This window comes from Bacillus sp. DB-2, assembly GCF_003315125.1.
GTDB classification, from domain to species: Bacteria; Bacillota; Bacilli; order Bacillales; family Bacillaceae_G; genus Bacillus_A; species Bacillus_A mycoides.
This window is the reverse complement of record NZ_QNRN01000002.1, coordinates 170,775-186,812: the sequence shown is the minus strand read 5'-3', so window position 1 is coordinate 186,812 and position 16,038 is coordinate 170,775. Positions and strand designations below refer to the sequence as shown.

The window sequence follows — 16,038 nt, the reverse complement described above, 5'->3', positions numbered from 1 at the left end:
TGAAATTTTTGATTTTGAAGCACTTCAAAATCTTAGCTAGATGGCTATGTATCGGTACCCCACAATAAAAAGGCAGGAACATATTAAATATGTTCCTGCCTTTGGTTTTATCCCGCATTAACGGGCAGTAAGACCCCCACCTCAAAATTCAGCGGAAGTAAAGAAGTTAGGTGGGGGATCAACTGCCCGTAAAAGCCCGATTGGTGAAGGCTAATAATCAGTGTGGGATGAACAAAACCCCCACTGATTAAAGTTTCACTTTATTAAGTTTAATATCTATGACCTAAATATAATAAAATTTGGAGCTTCTTTTATTTTAGAGAGATGTTTCCTAACAGTTGATTTTGTTAACGAAAGTCGACTCTAAATCCATATTCTGTATAGAATATAGTACATATAATAAAAGTATGAGGTGATACAGTGAGAGAGATTCATATTCATAAAATCATTGCGGATAAGAGAAAAGAAAAGGGAATTACACAGGAAGAGTTAGCGGCGTATATCGGTATTACGAAGGCATCTGTTTCCAAATGGGAGACGGGGCAGAGTTATCCGGATATTACATTTTTACCACTGTTAGCATCGTACTTTAACATAAGTATAGATGAATTAATCTGTTATACACCACAAATGGAACAGGAAGATATTAAAAATTTATATCATAGACTAGCGGAAGCTTTTAGTGAAGAACCGTTTGATGAAGTAATGATGGAGTGCAGAGAAATGATTAAAAAATATTATTCTTGTTTTCCATTATTACTTCAAATGGGGCTACTTTTTATTAACCACCATATGTTAACAGAGGATACGGATAAAAGAACTGAAATTTTAGAAGAGGCAATGTATCTCTTTAGCCGAGTGCAGGAAGAAAGTGAAGATGTTTCTCTTGTGAAAGAGGCGGTATCGTTTCAAGCAACTTGCTATCTTATACTCAATAGACCAAATGAGGTGCTTCAATTACTTGGTGAAACGATACGTCCGAACTTTCCAGAGGAAGATCTAATCGCGAAGGCGTATCAAATGCTTGGAAATACTGAGAAGGCGAATGAAATGATGCAAATTAGTATGTATCAACATTTAATACAACTCGTTGCGACAATACCGAATTATGTAGTAGTAAATGCCTCAAACGCTGAAAAGGTAGAGGTAATTTTAAATAGAGCTTTCATGTTAATAGACATGTATGAAATAGAAAAACTACATCCTAATATGACTTTAAAAGTATACTATGCTGCTGCACAAGTATATTGCATGCAAAAAAATTTTGAAGGTTCATTAGAAATGCTACGGAAATATGCAGCTGTTTGTACGGATAGCTTCACAGTAAATAGTCTGCATTTACACGGCGATTCATATTTTGATGCGATTGATGGATGGTTTGCAGAATTTCCGCTTGGCGCTAAAACGGTTAGAAATGAGGATATTATAAAGCGAAGCATGCTACAAGGTATTGCAGAGAACCCAATTTTCGCATCGATGAAAGATGTAAGAGAGTACAAAAATATAATAGCGAGTTTGAAGTTTAAATTGGATATAAAAGAATAGAGGGAGGATAAATATAATGACTTTTGATGAATATGAAGTATCGATAAATAGTGAATTTACTTTGTGCGGTACGATTACAAAGCCAAAAGCTGACGGGAAGTATGCAGCGGCTATCATTATCGCTGGATCTGGAGAAGTTGATCGTGATGGAACGATAGTACCACTGAATATGAAAGGGAATATGTATAAAGACTTGGCACATCTGATTACAAACCTCGGAGTAGTTACATTACGTTTTGATAAACGTGGTGTTGGAGCAAGTAGGGGTGAATTTATGAAAGCTGGGATGTGGGATTTAGTATCCGATATAGAAGCTGTTATTGCGTATTTGAAAGAGCAACCATTTGTTGATCCGGAAAATATCATTTTAGCTGGTCATAGTGAAGGGTGTATGTTAGCGACTGTAGTAAACGCAAGAACGCCAGTTAATGGACTCATACTTCTTACAGGAGCTGCGGAATCGCTAGAAGAAGCTACTAAAAGACAAAGAGAGATTATTTATAAAGAGTTAAAAGAGCAAAAAGGAATAAAAGGAAAATTAATGCGTCTTCTCAATATTGAGAAACGGGGAGAAAAGCAGGCGCAAAAAGTAACAGAGAAAATGATAAACTCCAAAAAAGATATTGTTAAAATTGGTTTTAAGCCAATGAATGCAAAATGGCTTAGAGAGCATTTTCAGCATGACATTTATAAAGATTTAATGAAAGTAAAATGTCCACTACTAGCAATTGCTGGTGATAAAGACTTTCAGACAGATCCTGAAAAAGCGAAGCGAATTGGTGATTATGTTAAAGGTGATTCCGAAGTACATGTAATAAAAAATATGGATCATACGTTAAAATATTTTGAAGGTGATTTTAAAGCGTTAGAATTTAAAAAGATTTATGCGGAAGGTGCAGATAAGCCGCTTCATCCGAAGCTGGAAGAAATTATTGTGAATTGGATGGATGCGAATTTTACTTCGCAATATGCGGGCAGTAAGACTCGCAGCTCAATATTAGGCGAAGGTGAGGAAGTTGGAAGGGAGAGTAATTGTCCGTAAAAGATCGGTGGTTGTAGGTTAATCTAGTTTAGCATAGGGATTATAAGTTTTTTATCGTCGTTTCCCATTTAAGAATGATAAATCCTAACTATTTAAGTTGTAAAAACGAACATTTTTATTCTTTTTATCAAAAATGTTCACTTTTAGATTGCGTATAAACTAAAAGTTTGTTATATTACCAATATAATAATTTTAAATAACATCACTCGTATATACTCGGTAATATGGTCCGAGCGTTTCTACCTAGTTCCCAATGAAAGAACTGGACTACGGGTTAAAGTATTCGGTCGTGTGGTGTAGTGAGCCGCTACCGTTCTATAATTTAGCAATGGCCTCATCTTTTGCTTAATTAACTTTGACTACCGTAGTTCTAGAAAGTAGAGATTTTTCTACAATTTCTAGAGCTTTTTTCTTTGGACCAAAACCTCGAGTATAGAAAACAACAAGAGAAAGAGGAGAGATTATTTATGAAGAAAAATCTGTTGAAAAAATATGGTGCCCTAGCAACTACTATCGCATTATCATTCTCAATACTTGCAGGATGTAATGCTAGTTCAAAACAAGTAGCTGAGGCAAAAAGCACTCAAAACCCTATCTTAATTCAAGGCCCAATGCCAATAGAAGCTGAAAAATTTGCAAAAAGGTTAAAAAATGTGAAAGAAGAAAAATCTGGGAGTTTCGTATTTTATAAAGGAACTGTAGACAATTATCCTGTAATCGTTGCGAAAACAGGTAAAGGAATGGAAAATACAGCAGCCGCTACAGCAGTGGCTATTGAAAAATATAAGCCTATAGCAATTATTAACCAAGGAACATCAGGTGGACATGATCCTAATTTAAACGTATTTGATATTGTTTTAGGAAAACAAGTCGCGAATATAGGGTCATTAAAAACAACAAATATGGATGAGAACCAAGGGATTGAACCGGCAAAATGGATATCTATGGACTTAATGGCTTCTGAAGGAAGTGCAGGAGAAGATCCAAATGCTGAGAAAATCCGATACTATGAGGGAGATAAGGATTTACTTGCAGCAGCTAATGCAGTGAAAGATAAATATACAAAAGGTAAAGTGGTGGAAGGTACTATAGGTTCAGCAGACGTTTGGAATAATGAAGTTGATAGAATTAAGTGGTTCCATACAAAATACGGTACATCTGTAGAAGAAATGGAAGGCGCTGCCGCAGCGCAAATCGCAAAAGCTTATGACGTACCATTCTTAGGAATTCGAGTATTATCTAACAATAAAACAAACGGCGGAAAATACAACCCGAATACAGCAGCGGCAAATCAAGAATATGTATATGAAGTAGTTAAAAAGTATATAGATTCGATGCCGAATAAATAAAGTGAAACTATAATCAGTGGGGGTTTTGTTCATCCCCCACTGATTATTAGCCTTCACCAATCGGGCGTTTACGGGCAATTGATCTCCCACCTAACTTCTTTGCTCCAGACGAATTTTGAGGTGGGAGTCTTACTGCCCGTTAATGCGGGGTAAAGGTAGTTCAATTCTTAACATAAACGTCAAATAACTCAAAAATATACGACAAAAGTTGTATATCTTTGATTACTTGACGTTTCTTTCATTTTTCGTAGTGCTAGTCTATTTACTGGAGTGATTAGACCTGTTTAATAAAGCAATTTGATCTTCTTATCTCTCATTCTCATATAACTTTCACCGCACATACAAATTGTTGCAATATTAGACAGGGAAACGAAAAAAATCCAAGAATATGTAATGTAAAAGGAAAAGAAAAGAGGGAAAGAGATGTGGAAAACTACGGATCTATGTGATGAATTTGAAAAGGAATTACAAATATGTCGCCAGTCTTTTCGGTCTTTCGGGAAGAAAAAACAATTCTATGGGAAAATCGCAACGGTAAAAGTGAAGGATGATAATGTACTAGTAAAAGAGGGGTTACAAACACTACCGGAAGGTACAGTATTAGTTGTTGATGGCGGAGCTTCTAAAAATTGTGCGTTACTCGGTGATAATTTGGCAGCTATTGCGGAAGAGAGAAACTTAGCAGGAATTATTGTAAATGGGTATGTTCGTGATTCTAGTGAATTAAAAAATATTAATATTGGTATTGTAGCGTTAGGGACAATGCCAAATAGAAGTGTAAAAGAAGGAAAAGGAGAGCAAAATATTTCATTGCAATTTGGTGAAGTTGAATGGAAACCGAATGAATATGTTTATGTAGATGAAGATGGAATTATTGTTAGTGATAAAAGCTTACATAGTGAGGGATGACTTCTATTAATGGAAGGCTATTAAGCTATTATTCTTAGAAAATAAATCCGATAAAGCATGGACAAAATTCTTTGTCAATAGTAAAATAATACAGAATTTAAAAATTACAGAATGTATAGGTTTATCGATTTACGATAAAGTGAAACTTTAATCAGTGGGGATTTTGTTCATCCCCACTGATTATTAGCCTTCACCAATCGGGCATTTACGGGCAGTTGATCCCCACCTAACTTCTTTGCTTTCGCTGAATTTGAGGTGGGGGTCTTACTGCTCGGCGAATAGCGGGATAACTTGAAAAGGGAGTAAATTTTGCCTAGAAAAGTGAATGTTATCACAATGGTGCGTTCATAAACGAAATTATTTTTCCTATACAAATATAGCCGCGAATAATGTGGGTAGGAGGTGTTGTACATTTTTGTTCGACACTTACAAAAAGAGAGTGTCAACCGCATACCCTTAAAGGGTCTTTTTTTGTGTGAATGTTAGTAAAGGGAGGGAATTTTGGGATGGCAATGTTAAAGAAATGGCTGCTTACATCATTAATGGCAGTGGCACTTGTATTTGTTTCTTTTGCGAATACAGTACATATTGCGTTTGCTGAAGGAAAGACAGCGAAACTTGCAATTATTGGTGAATCACAAAAAGGAATTATGTTATGTCCGAAAGAAGTTTCCATTGAAGATGGAGAAACAGCTTTTAGTTTGCTACAAAAAGTTATGGGTGACAAAGTAACATCTGAAAGTATGTCATTTGGAACGTATATAAAGGGCATCGATGGATTAATGGCCGGAGCAACGAGCGGTTGGTTGTATGATGTAAATGATAAATCTGCAGAAGTTGGTGCGGATAGTTATAAATTAGAGTCTGGGGATGTTGTTGCATTTCGTTACGTTGCAGACTGGAGCAATATGAGTCAACAAACGTTGCAACAAACGTTAGATAAATTTGGCACTTGTAAAACTGTAGAAGAGCCAAAACCAGAAGAACCGAAAACAGAAAAACCAGAGGAACCGAAAACAGAAAAGCCAGATGGTAAACCAGAAGAACCGAAAACAGAAAAGCCAGATGGTAAACCAGAAGAACCGAAAACAGAAAAGCCAGATGGTAAGCCAGAAGAACCGAAAACAGAAAAACCAGATGGTAAACCAGAAGATAAAGTAACAGAACAACCAAAGCAAGAGAAAGTCGAAATTCCAGCAGCACAATTAAACGAAGCGATTTCTAAAACATCAGAAAAGATGTTACAAGATGGAATTGGTAGTGATTGGGTTGCGATTGGACTTGCTCGTTCAGGTGTAAATGTTCCGCTTGAAACGAAAATAAACTATGTTAAGCCAGTAGCTGAAAAGGTTAAGAAGCGTTTAAATCGTTTTTCAGCAACAGATTTAGCTAGAACGATTATTATGATGAATGCAATGAATGTTGATCCTACAAAGGTAGAGGGACAAAATTTAGTGCAAAATTTATTTGAATCAGATAAAGTGAATTCCGTTACAGGATACGCATTTACATTACTTGCATTAGATACAAAGAAATATGAGATTCCGGCCGAAGCAAAATGGAATCGAGCTGCTTTAGTACAAGCACTTTTACAAGCGCAGCATACAGACGGTGGCTGGACATATGATAGTTCAAGTAGTAAAGAAAGTGCTAGTAACGTTGATGTAACAAGTATGGTATTAGCAGCATTAGCTCCTTATCAAGATCAAGCAGATGTAAAGCCAGCTATTCAAAAAGCTGTTGATTATTTATACAAGCAGCAGCTAGGTAATGGTGGTTTTGCCGCTGATGGACAAGAGAATTCTAATAGTACTGCACAAGCAATTATTGGACTATCGCTAGTTAAAGATGTAGATCACGATCGTCTTAATAAAGCAGTACAAAATTTAATGTCATACCAGCTTCCAAATGGTGAGTTCAAATGGTTACCAAGTGATCAAAAAGGTAGCGGAATGGCTACAGAGCAAGCATTTTTAGCGTTACTTCAGTTTAAAGATCTTGGGAAATCGATTTATGATTGGTCAAATGTAGTAGAAAATGAAATTGATACGAAACCAATTGTAGAGCCAGAGACAACTGTAGAAGAAAAAGAAGTTGTAGAACAGCCGAAACAACAAGAAGAGTTACAAAAACAACCAAAAGATGAAAATCTAAAAGTTGTTGTAGATAACGAACGAGTTAATAAAGAAACAAACAAGAATAAGAATCAATTACCACAAACAGGAGCATCTTCTCATAGTGCAGCAACACAAGTAGGTATGGGTGTATTATGTATCGCTTCTGCATATGTATTATGGAGACGTAAAGCAGCTTAACAAAAATTAGGAGCAATCATTTGCTCCTAATTTTATTATGAAAGGTGAGGACAGCATGAGTAAGATGAAATGGTTCATTTCTTTAGTTCTTTCATTGGGATTATTAGCCGGATGTGAAGAAACGGCTGTAAAACCTGAGAAGAAGGCAGAACCGAAGCAAGAAGAGCAAAAAGAAGTAGCGAAGCAAGAAGAACAAAAAGATGTACCGAGACTGGAAGAGAAGCAAGCTGAACCGGAACAAAAGCCACAAGAAGAGCAGAAAGATAAACAAGAACAAAAAGTAGAAGAGAAACCGAAAGAAGAAAAAGCGCAGGAACAGCCTGAAGTAAAGAAAGAAGAGGAACCAAAGGAACAGCCTGCTGCAAATAAACAACCGGAACAAAAAGTACAAGAAGAGAAACCTCAGCCGCCGAAAGCGCCAGAAGTAAAAGAAGAAGCAAAGGTTGTTAATCAGCCAAAAGAAACACCAAAGCAGGAGCAAAAGAAAAATCCAGAAGAGAACAATAATCTACCAGCTCCGCCACCACCGGTACCACCACCAGATGTAGTACCAGTGCCAGTACCTAAAGCAAAACAAGTTACTATCTCCGTAAAAGGAAATGAAGGGTACTTATTAGGTGCGAAAAAGGTTGATGTACAAGAAGGCGACACAGTTTACAGTGTGCTCACGGGCACAGGATTAGATGTTGATGCGAGTGGTTCTAAAGGTGATATTTATGTAAAAGGTATTAATGATTTATACGAGAAAGATATTACTGCTACTAGTGGCTGGAAATATCGTGTGAACGGTGCTTTTCCAAACTATAGTGCTGGTGTAGTTAAAGTAAAACCAGGCGATACAATCGAGTGGGTGTTTGTATTAAAATAGGAAAGGATCTTCGGTAAAGGACTATGAAAATAAGCTTTTCTTCTTTACATCCTTTTGTTAATTTTTTCTATTATATTGGGGTGATGATACTATGTATGATGTGTCTTCATCCTCTTTTTTTAATTGGAGCGATTATACTAATAGTAATCTTAAATATAGTACAGGGAAATGGTGAGAAAATCAGAAAGATGCTACCTAGTACTATCGTATTCTTTTTGATGGTTATTTTATTTAATTCTTTATTAACACATAGAGGAGCGACTACGTTATTTTATTTAGGAGATAGCCGGATTAAGCTTGAGGCTTGTATGTATGGACTTGTTATGGGATTATTATTAGTTGCAATTATGTTTACATTTGCTTCTTATAACGATATTATTTCGAGTCATAAATTTTTATATTTGTTTTCAAGAATTTCACCGAAAGTTGCATTGCTAACGATGATTACAGTGCGATTTGTTCCTTTGTTTATTAGGCGGTTAAAGAAAATTACACTCGTCCAAAAAACGAAAGGTGTACAATTAGATTCAGGTTCACTCATTGAGCGTATAAAAAATGGAATGAAATTACTGCAAGTGTTATTAGTTTGTTCGTTAGAAGATGCACTACAAACAGCGGATTCTATGCAAGCTCGCGGATTTGGTGTAACGAAACGTACGACTTATATTCGGTATAGAATGGAAAGACGCGATTGGTACACGCTAAGTTATTTAAGTATTCTATTTATAGCCTCATTCATATTTAGTTATTATGGCGGAGGGAAATTGATCATTTATCCGAAAGTGGAATCAATACTATTCCAGCAATATGATGGAATGATGTTTTTCCTATTTATGATGTTTATTAGTTTACCGATTGTAATGGAAGGAAGGGAATGGATATGGTGGCGCATGCAGAAATAAAAAATTTATCATTTATATATGCTGATGAAAATGAAGAAGCGTTACAGCATATTTCTCTTTCTGTTCAAAAAGGAGAATTTATAGTACTTGCTGGTGGTTCAGGTTCTGGGAAGACAACTTTATTAAAACATTTTAAAAAGGAGTTACTTCCAATTGGCACGCGTTCTGGACATACATATTATGATGGTGCTTTATTAGAAGAAGTACCAAATTTATTATCTGCCCAAGAAATTGGTATGGTGTTTCAAAACCCAGAAAATCAGCTCGTAATGGATACAGTTATTCAAGAATTAGCATTCTCTTTAGAAAATATTGGGTTACCATCACATATTATTCAAAAAAGAATAGCGGAACTCATTAGCTTTTTAGGATTTCAAGATTTGTTACATCAATCTGTTCATACTTTATCTGGTGGTCAAAAACAACTAGTAAATTTAGCAGCAGTATTAGTCATGCAGCCGAAGCTACTATTACTGGATGAACCGACAGCGCAGCTAGATCCGATTGCTGCAAAAGAGTTTTTAGGATTATTAAAACGTATTAATGAAGAACTTGGAATTACGATTATTTTAAGTGAACATCGTTTAGATGAAGTTATACCGCTCGCAACACGCGTTGTTTGTATGGATAATGGCAGAATCATTTATGATGGTACTTCTAAAAGTGTGATAGCGAACATGTGGGAAGTAGAAAAGTTTCGTCCATTCATTCCGCAAATTCCAAGATTGTTTTTAGAGTGGAATGTGAAAGAGATTCCATTTACAGTGCGAGAGGCACAAATGAAAATGAATGATTTTTCAGCGATATCATATAGGAATGGGCAAGTAGAACAATGGGAAAAGCAAGAAGTAATTTTAAGTGCAGAACATATATCTTTTCAATATGAAAAAAGTAGTCCACTTATTTTACGCGATTTAACAGTGAACATCGAAAAGGGAAAATGGACAGCTCTAGTTGGGAAAAACGGAACCGGGAAGTCTACGCTGTTAACGATTTTAGCAGGATTACAAAAAGCTAGAAGAGGTAAGGTAAAGTGGAATGGAAAAATGATACATAAAATTGATTCGAAAGAACGATTTAAAAGTATAGGGTACGTATCACAACACCCGTATTATCATTTTACATTTGGTACAGTGTGGGAAGAAGTGTATGAACGTGCAAGTGAATTATACGGAGAACAAGGAAAAGAAATAGCAGAAAATATGCTAAAACAGTTTTGGTTATATTCGCTTAAAGAACGTCATCCGCATGATTGTAGCGGCGGGGAACAACAACTACTTGCATTATGTACAACGTTATTATCAAAGCCAACTTTATTATTACTGGATGAGCCGACAAAGGGATTAGATCCATGGAAAAAGGAAAGAGTAGGAGAGCTATTTAAACAGTTGCAAAAAGAAGGTACAACAATTGTAATGGCAACGCATGATATTGAGTTTGCAGCGAAATACGTTGATCAGTGCATGATGTTATTTGACGGGAAAGTCATTATGAATGATGCACCGAAAGAGTTCTTTAGTGGTAACTTCTTTTATACAACATCTATTAATCGATTCATCCGTAGAGAGTTGCCATTTGCATTAACGTGGGAGGATGTGTACGAAGCGTGTCCAAACGATATGTTGCATTCATAATATTTATTTTTGCTGTTGTAATATGTACACTACTCTTTACGACTTTTATTATGGACGGGTATTACATGGTAAGTAGTTTGTTTTTATTAGCTGTCATTATGTTACCTTTCTATGTTCGTTTTGAAAGGAAGGCGTTTGTTTCACGTGAAATTGTTATCGTTGCGGTGTTAGCGGCGATTGCAGCGGTTAGCCGGGTACCATTTTCTATTTTACCAAGTGTACAACCGACTTCTTTTGTCATTATCGTTTCTGCAATTGTTTTTGGAAGTGAAACTGGCTTTATGATTGGGGCAACGGCTGCCATTGTATCTAATATTTTTTTAGGACAAGGTCCGTGGACTCCGTGGCAAATGTTCTCTTGGGGTATGATCGGGTTTATAGCTGGACTATTACGTAATACATTTTTAATGAAAAAACTGTGGGGAAGACTGTTGTACGGATTTGCCGTTGGATTTCTATTTGGCTGGATTATGAATTTTTGGGGTCTGCTTGGTTTTATACAGGAAGCAACGTGGGAAACAGTTATTGCTTACTATGTCGCAAGTTTTTCTTTCGATCTTAGTCATGCGATATCGAATGTTATTTTCCTTCTGCTATTTAGTACGTCATGGATTACGATCCTCACAAGATTTAAAAAGAAATACGGTATATTAGATGAGCATAAGGTGACATAGAAAAGCATACTCATATAAGGTAGGGTCGCGACTTACATATTCGTTTGCCTCTTTCATGCTTCTTACATATTGTAAGAAGCATTTTTTATTGTCAAAAAATAGATTCAATATATATCCGTTATTATATGAAATTATTTGTATAATAGTAGGTGAGAATTATTTTCAAGAGGGAGGTGTATAGTTAATGAAGTTAGTTATTCCGAAGCAACATGGAGCATGGGCGATGCTTGTCATACCATTTCTATTAAGTGTATTACTTGGTAAACCTACTTTTTATCATATCCCACTGTTTTTAGCCTGGTTTTTTATCTATCTAGCCACTTATCCATTTCTCATGTACATAAGGCAAAGACGAAAAAAAGAATTTCTACACGCTGCAATTGTTTATTTTATCATTGCATTTGTATTTGGGATGATTTCTTTATTATATGAATGGCGAATTCTTTTATTCGCAGTATTAATGATTCCATTGTTTATTGTAAATATGCATTACGCTCGTCGGAAAGATGAACGAGCATTACTAAATGATGTTTGTGCGATTATAGTGTTTTGTATAGGTGGTTTAATCAGTTATTATTTCTCCATGAAATTCATAGATAAAACAGCATTATTCATTGCGCTTATTTCATTTCTATATTTTTTAGGAAGTACGTTTTATGTGAAAACGATGATTCGTGAAAAAAACAATCCGAAGTATCGTTTTATATCTTGGGGATACCATATTGTATTAACGGTAATTGTATTTGCTATAAATCCATGGTGTTCACTCATATTTGTACCAAGTGTAATTCGGGCCATTATGTTGTATGGCAAAAAGATTTCTATATTAAAAGTAGGGATTTTAGAAATTGTTAATTCTGTATATTTTTTAATAATAACGGTAATAATGATGAAGTATGCCATTTGAAAAAACTTCCCATCTTTTGATGGGAAGTTTTCATTCTTGTTCTAAAATGTGAACGGTATAATCACATCTTTGTAATGCTTGCTCTACAGCGTAAAGGGATTGTTCAATACGTGCGCGATTAAAATCTTCTTCAACAGTCTGTAATGCATCTTCTAAACAATGTTTCGCTTCTTGTAAGGAATGAAAAGAATCTTGTACGTATCCACGAGCATTCTTTTTCAAAGTAGTAGCCTCCTTTTGTACATCTTTTTGTAGTATGAACAATAAATAAGAAAATATAATTTTTTATATTTATTTGACAATTATAATAAAATTACGTATAGTTAAATTTAAAGTGAATATTTTCTTATCCAGAGAGGTGGAGGGACTGGCCCGATGAAACCCAGCAACCGCGATGCAGGTGCTAATTCCAGCAGAACATATTTGTTCTGGGAGATAAGACGAAGATATACGTAACTTCTTCTTATCGGAGAGGTTTTTTTGTTGCAAAAAAACCGATTACGAAAATTTATAATAAGAAGAAAGGGGTTGCGAAGTACTGTGACACTCGAAAAATACGTAAAACTGCGTAGTACAGTTTATGAATATATGATAGAGCAAGATAAGCCAATATCATTGTTAGATATTCAAGAACATATCGTTTCGCATCATGAAGGAAAATTCACTAAAAAAATGTTACATCAATTTTATTTATCAAGACTATTAGATGAACTCAAACTGGATGGGAAAATTACTTTAGCTGATGATGAATATCGCTATGCTGAAAAAGGGGTATTTTATAAAGCGGGAAAAGGGAGCTAGGCTCTCTTTTTTTCTTGAAATAACGAAGTATGTAGCGTAAAAGACTGCTAAAGCAGCCTGATACAAGGGAATGGTGTTGAGTGTGTAGTGTCAAAGATTGAATGTGCCTGAAAGAGGCACTTCATATCGGCTGCAAATGAAAAGAGACACCTTCGCCGAATAGGTGTCAGTCGTTTGTCACGTAGACTCGCTACTTGACAGTTATTAGAATAACATGCAGGATTTTGGAAGTCAAAAGGGAATTAAAGGAAGAGGTGTTGTTATGTACGCATATTTATTAAAAGAACTACATAGGTATATTCCGAAATATATTGTTGATAGAGGTTATGAATATTATGAAGAGGGACATGTAGAAGATGTTGAAGTACATGATAATAAAGTATTTGCTTTTGTGACTGGTAATGCAGGAAATTATGAAGTGGTTATTGATCTTGAAGATTTTGCAGAAAGTAGTTGCGAGTGTCCGTACGAAAATTATTGTAAACATATGGCGGCAGTTGTGTATGAAATTCAAGGTGCTGGTGAGAGTACGGTTAAAGAGAAACTGAACGGTTTAGAAAAAGAAGAGTTACTAACAGTATTAAATCGTTTGTTACAAAGTTCGAAAAATGTGCAAATTGTAGAGAAGATGTTAAAGAAGGGGAAACTTTAACTAAAGAGGGAGTTGTTTTGTAGTGAACGTACTAATTATATACGCTCATCCTAATCCTTCAAGCTTTAATTGGGCAATTTTAGAGCATGTGCAAAAAGGATTACAAGAAACAAATCATTCGCTTACGGTACTTGATTTATATAAGGAACAATTTGATCCAGTCCTTGTATTTAATGAAGAGAAGAAAAGACGTGATTTAGTAAATGAAGAAGAAACAGCTCGGTACAGAACGTTAGTGGAAGAAGCGGATACGCTTCTCTTTATATATCCGATATGGTGGTGGGGGATGCCTGCTATTTTAAAAGGATTTATCGATCGTATTTTTGTAGCTGGATTTGCTTATAAATATGAGGGGGCATTACCGACAGGCTTATTTAAAGGTAAGAAGGCGTGGGTTATTAATACGTTAGACTCACCGTTATGGTACGTAGCACTACTATATCGATCAGCGGATTGGATTATGATGAAAAGAGGGGTTTTACGTTTTTGTGGTATTCGCGATATAAAACGTTCTACTTTTCAATCTGTGAAAACGAGTAAACTAGAGAAGCGTGAAAAGTGGCTATTACAAATAGAAGAAAAGGCTCGTACATTATGAATGAAATCGATCGTATTATAAAGTGTTGCAATTGTGATGACGAACTTTTTCGTACGTATATTAATTGTTTAGTCCAATTAAAGAAGTGTAGTGAAACGTTAAAACAAATTCAGATACAATTAAGAAATGATTATTTAATAAGAGGGATTTGTGAAAGAGAAGTTGATGAGGTGATAAGGGGAAGTAAAGAATATGAAACATATTTTCTTCCTAAAGTATTGCAGTGGAATTTCCTTAAGAACAATCCTCATATGATTGAAAAAGTATGTGAAGATTTGTTTACATATGAAGCATTAAATCATGCAGAGGTAGAGTGGAGGAAGGTAATAAGCTGTATAGATAACGAATGATTTATTATATAAAAAAGCTAGTATAAAACTAGCTTTTCGTTTAAATAAATAAGAAACATAGACTAATGATAAATCCTGCATATAGTAAGTTAACAACACAAAATCCCATAATATCACGAGCGCCTAAACCAGCTATCGCTAATGCCGGTAATGCCCAGAAAGGTTGAATTAAATTTGTCCAAGCATCGCCCCATGCAATTGCCATCGCTGTTTTCGCGGCAGGTACACCAAGTTCAGCGCCAGCTGGAATCATAATTGGTGCTTGCACTGCCCATTGACCGCCTCCAGATGGAACGAAAATATTTACAATGCCAGCACTTAAAAATGTAAAGAGCGGGAATGTGGTTTCATTTGAAATACTAATAAAGAAAGTAGAAATAGCTCCTCCAAGCGAAAGCCCTTCACTATTTACTCCAATCATCATCCCCATAATTCCAGCATAGAACGGAAACTGAAGTAAAATGCCTGAAGCACTCTTAGTTGAGTCAGAGAAAGCGCGAATATATTGAATCGGAGTACGGTGGAAAATAAGACCCGCAATCAATAACATGAAAATAACGATATCAAGTGTAAGGTTAAAGCCTTTCGTATAAAAGTAGTTGAAAATATAAATAAGACCTAATAATCCAATACAAAGTGTAATAATTATGCTATTTTCCATTTTTTCAGCGAACGTATTTTGCGCCACTTCTTGAGCGGCAGCCTCTTCATGGAACACGATAGGGTCTACAGTAATTGTATGCTTTTCATCTGGATGCATTGCTCGGTTAATAAGAGGCATCGTAACGAGAAAGATAATAACCGGAACGAGAGCGTATGGCGAGAATAACGTTTCTGTTATTGGAATCGCTTCGTTAATACTCCCAGCGGTCGTTTTGATTAACGTTTCGCCGCCTGTTGCTAACGTAAGAGGGATAGAAGCAGAAAGACCGGCATGCCAAATGAGAAATCCAGAGTAGGAAGAAGCAATTGCTAACCTATAATCTAATCCTTCTAACTGTCTGGCCACTTCTTTTGCATATAAAACCGATACAACAATACCAAATCCCCAGTTTATGTATGCTCCTAGTAAACTTACGATTGAAATAGCAATAATACCTTGTCCATTTGTTTTCGGTAATTTCGCTGCTCTCGTTAATCCTTTTTTAATAAGAGGAGCGTTTGCTAATGCAGATCCTGTCACGAGTACAAGAGCCATTTGCATAGAAAAGGCGAGAAGCCCCCAAATTCCATTGCCCCAATGCGTAATCATTTCGACCGGTGTTTGGTGCGTTGCAAACATGCCGAAGAAGATAACGAAAACAGTTAATAAACATGATAAAATAAACGGTTCTGGTAAGAAACGCTGCACAAGGGCAACACATCCATTTGTAAATGAACGAAACAAAATAGCTCAACCTCCTTATGTTATGTATGTTTATTACAATATTCGAGGTTGTTTAGGTGATAACCTTTAATGTATAGAAAATTCAGATATCTAAGGTGGTTGTCA

The 16,038-nt window shown here is 35.7% G+C and carries 16 protein-coding genes and 2 riboswitches; of the genes, 14 read left to right on the top strand and 2 right to left on the bottom strand.

Annotated features, from left to right (window positions below; translation table 11 throughout):
- Window positions 1-420: 420 nt before the first annotated feature.
- From DET63_RS03935 to DET63_RS03890, 10 genes are all read left to right on the top strand, one after another.
- A complete protein-coding gene (locus DET63_RS03935) occupies window positions 421-1,545 on the top strand; it encodes a helix-turn-helix domain-containing protein (protein ID WP_113935918.1) in 1,125 nt (374 codons plus the stop codon).
- A 16-nt stretch (window positions 1,546-1,561) separates the two neighbouring features.
- Window positions 1,562-2,587: an alpha/beta hydrolase family protein gene (locus DET63_RS03930; protein ID WP_113935917.1), complete on the top strand. Its 1,026-nt coding sequence runs from the start codon at window positions 1,562-1,564 to the stop codon at window positions 2,585-2,587.
- A 186-nt stretch (window positions 2,588-2,773) separates the two neighbouring features.
- A riboswitch (purine riboswitch) is annotated at window positions 2,774-2,877 on the top strand.
- A gap of 177 nt (window positions 2,878-3,054) precedes the next feature.
- Window positions 3,055-3,936 carry a 5'-methylthioadenosine/S-adenosylhomocysteine nucleosidase gene (locus DET63_RS03925; protein ID WP_113935916.1) on the top strand — a complete coding sequence of 294 codons (882 nt, stop codon included), beginning with the start codon at window positions 3,055-3,057 and terminating at the stop codon, window positions 3,934-3,936.
- Window positions 3,937-4,359: 423 nt separating this feature from the next.
- Window positions 4,360-4,845 carry a ribonuclease E activity regulator RraA gene (gene rraA, locus DET63_RS03920; RefSeq protein WP_113935915.1) on the top strand — a complete coding sequence of 162 codons (486 nt, stop codon included), beginning with the start codon at window positions 4,360-4,362 and terminating at the stop codon, window positions 4,843-4,845.
- Between the two features lie 506 nt (window positions 4,846-5,351).
- Window positions 5,352-7,160 carry a DUF4430 domain-containing protein gene (locus DET63_RS03915; protein WP_113935914.1) on the top strand — a complete coding sequence of 603 codons (1,809 nt, stop codon included), beginning with the start codon at window positions 5,352-5,354 and terminating at the stop codon, window positions 7,158-7,160.
- Window positions 7,161-7,215: 55 nt separating this feature from the next.
- Window positions 7,216-8,028: a DUF4430 domain-containing protein gene (locus DET63_RS03910; protein WP_113935913.1), complete on the top strand. Its 813-nt coding sequence runs from the start codon at window positions 7,216-7,218 to the stop codon at window positions 8,026-8,028.
- Window positions 8,029-8,051: 23 nt separating this feature from the next.
- Window positions 8,052-8,930, top strand: coding sequence for an energy-coupling factor transporter transmembrane component T (locus DET63_RS03905; protein WP_113935912.1), 879 nt, complete (start codon window positions 8,052-8,054; stop codon window positions 8,928-8,930).
- Window positions 8,903-10,564: an ABC transporter ATP-binding protein gene (locus DET63_RS03900; RefSeq protein ID WP_113935911.1), complete on the top strand. Its 1,662-nt coding sequence runs from the start codon at window positions 8,903-8,905 to the stop codon at window positions 10,562-10,564. Before DET63_RS03905 ends, DET63_RS03900 begins: the two co-directional genes overlap by 28 nt.
- Window positions 10,537-11,238 carry an ECF transporter S component gene (locus tag DET63_RS03895; protein ID WP_002084445.1) on the top strand — a complete coding sequence of 234 codons (702 nt, stop codon included), beginning with the start codon at window positions 10,537-10,539 and terminating at the stop codon, window positions 11,236-11,238. The genes DET63_RS03900 and DET63_RS03895 overlap by 28 nt, the downstream gene beginning before the upstream one ends.
- A gap of 184 nt (window positions 11,239-11,422) precedes the next feature.
- Window positions 11,423-12,145 (top strand): YwiC-like family protein, encoded by a 723-nt coding sequence (locus tag DET63_RS03890; RefSeq protein WP_113935910.1) that lies wholly within the window; start codon window positions 11,423-11,425, stop codon window positions 12,143-12,145.
- Between the two features lie 30 nt (window positions 12,146-12,175).
- On the opposite strand, the gene DET63_RS03885 is transcribed toward DET63_RS03890, so the two are convergent.
- Window positions 12,176-12,367: a hypothetical protein gene (locus DET63_RS03885; protein WP_002084448.1), complete on the bottom strand. Its 192-nt coding sequence runs from the start codon at window positions 12,365-12,367 to the stop codon at window positions 12,176-12,178.
- Between the two features lie 121 nt (window positions 12,368-12,488).
- A riboswitch (SAM riboswitch) is annotated at window positions 12,489-12,587 on the top strand.
- A 38-nt stretch (window positions 12,588-12,625) separates the two neighbouring features.
- Between DET63_RS03885 and DET63_RS03880 the strand changes: the two genes are divergently transcribed.
- The 4 genes from DET63_RS03880 to DET63_RS03865 all read left to right on the top strand — a co-directional run bounded on the left by DET63_RS03880 (window position 12,626) and on the right by DET63_RS03865 (window position 14,546).
- Window positions 12,626-12,946, top strand: a complete 321-nt coding sequence (locus DET63_RS03880) for a hypothetical protein (protein ID WP_235661777.1) — start codon at window positions 12,626-12,628, stop codon at window positions 12,944-12,946.
- Between the two features lie 262 nt (window positions 12,947-13,208).
- Window positions 13,209-13,598, top strand: a complete 390-nt coding sequence (locus DET63_RS03875; protein ID WP_002165383.1) for an SWIM zinc finger family protein — start codon at window positions 13,209-13,211, stop codon at window positions 13,596-13,598.
- A 22-nt stretch (window positions 13,599-13,620) separates the two neighbouring features.
- On the top strand, window positions 13,621-14,196 hold the full coding sequence (locus DET63_RS03870; RefSeq protein WP_113935909.1) for an NAD(P)H-dependent oxidoreductase: 576 nt from the start codon (window positions 13,621-13,623) through the stop codon (window positions 14,194-14,196).
- On the top strand, window positions 14,193-14,546 hold the full coding sequence (locus DET63_RS03865) for a group-specific protein (RefSeq protein ID WP_113935908.1): 354 nt from the start codon (window positions 14,193-14,195) through the stop codon (window positions 14,544-14,546). Before DET63_RS03870 ends, DET63_RS03865 begins: the two co-directional genes overlap by 4 nt.
- 40 nt (window positions 14,547-14,586) lie before the next feature.
- On the opposite strand, the gene DET63_RS03860 is transcribed toward DET63_RS03865, so the two are convergent.
- Window positions 14,587-15,933: a short-chain fatty acid transporter gene (locus DET63_RS03860; RefSeq protein WP_113935907.1), complete on the bottom strand. Its 1,347-nt coding sequence runs from the start codon at window positions 15,931-15,933 to the stop codon at window positions 14,587-14,589.
- Window positions 15,934-16,038 lie beyond the last annotated feature (105 nt).

Excerpts from the sequence above, each read along its gene's own strand:
- DET63_RS03930 (WP_113935917.1), top strand. The coding sequence starts at position 1,562 with ATGACTTTTGATGAATATGAAGTATCGATAAATAGTGAATTTACTTTG.
- DET63_RS03925 (WP_113935916.1), top strand. The coding sequence starts at position 3,055 with ATGAAGAAAAATCTGTTGAAAAAATATGGTGCCCTAGCAACTACTATC.
- rraA (WP_113935915.1), top strand. The coding sequence starts at position 4,360 with ATGTGGAAAACTACGGATCTATGTGATGAATTTGAAAAGGAATTACAA.
- DET63_RS03915 (WP_113935914.1), top strand. The coding sequence starts at position 5,352 with ATGGCAATGTTAAAGAAATGGCTGCTTACATCATTAATGGCAGTGGCA.
- DET63_RS03910 (WP_113935913.1), top strand. The coding sequence starts at position 7,216 with ATGAGTAAGATGAAATGGTTCATTTCTTTAGTTCTTTCATTGGGATTA.
- DET63_RS03905 (WP_113935912.1), top strand. The coding sequence starts at position 8,052 with ATGAAAATAAGCTTTTCTTCTTTACATCCTTTTGTTAATTTTTTCTAT.
- DET63_RS03900 (WP_113935911.1), top strand. The coding sequence starts at position 8,903 with ATGGATATGGTGGCGCATGCAGAAATAAAAAATTTATCATTTATATAT.
- DET63_RS03890 (WP_113935910.1), top strand. The coding sequence starts at position 11,423 with ATGAAGTTAGTTATTCCGAAGCAACATGGAGCATGGGCGATGCTTGTC.
- DET63_RS03875 (WP_002165383.1), top strand. The coding sequence starts at position 13,209 with ATGTACGCATATTTATTAAAAGAACTACATAGGTATATTCCGAAATAT.
- DET63_RS03865 (WP_113935908.1), top strand. The coding sequence starts at position 14,193 with ATGAATGAAATCGATCGTATTATAAAGTGTTGCAATTGTGATGACGAA.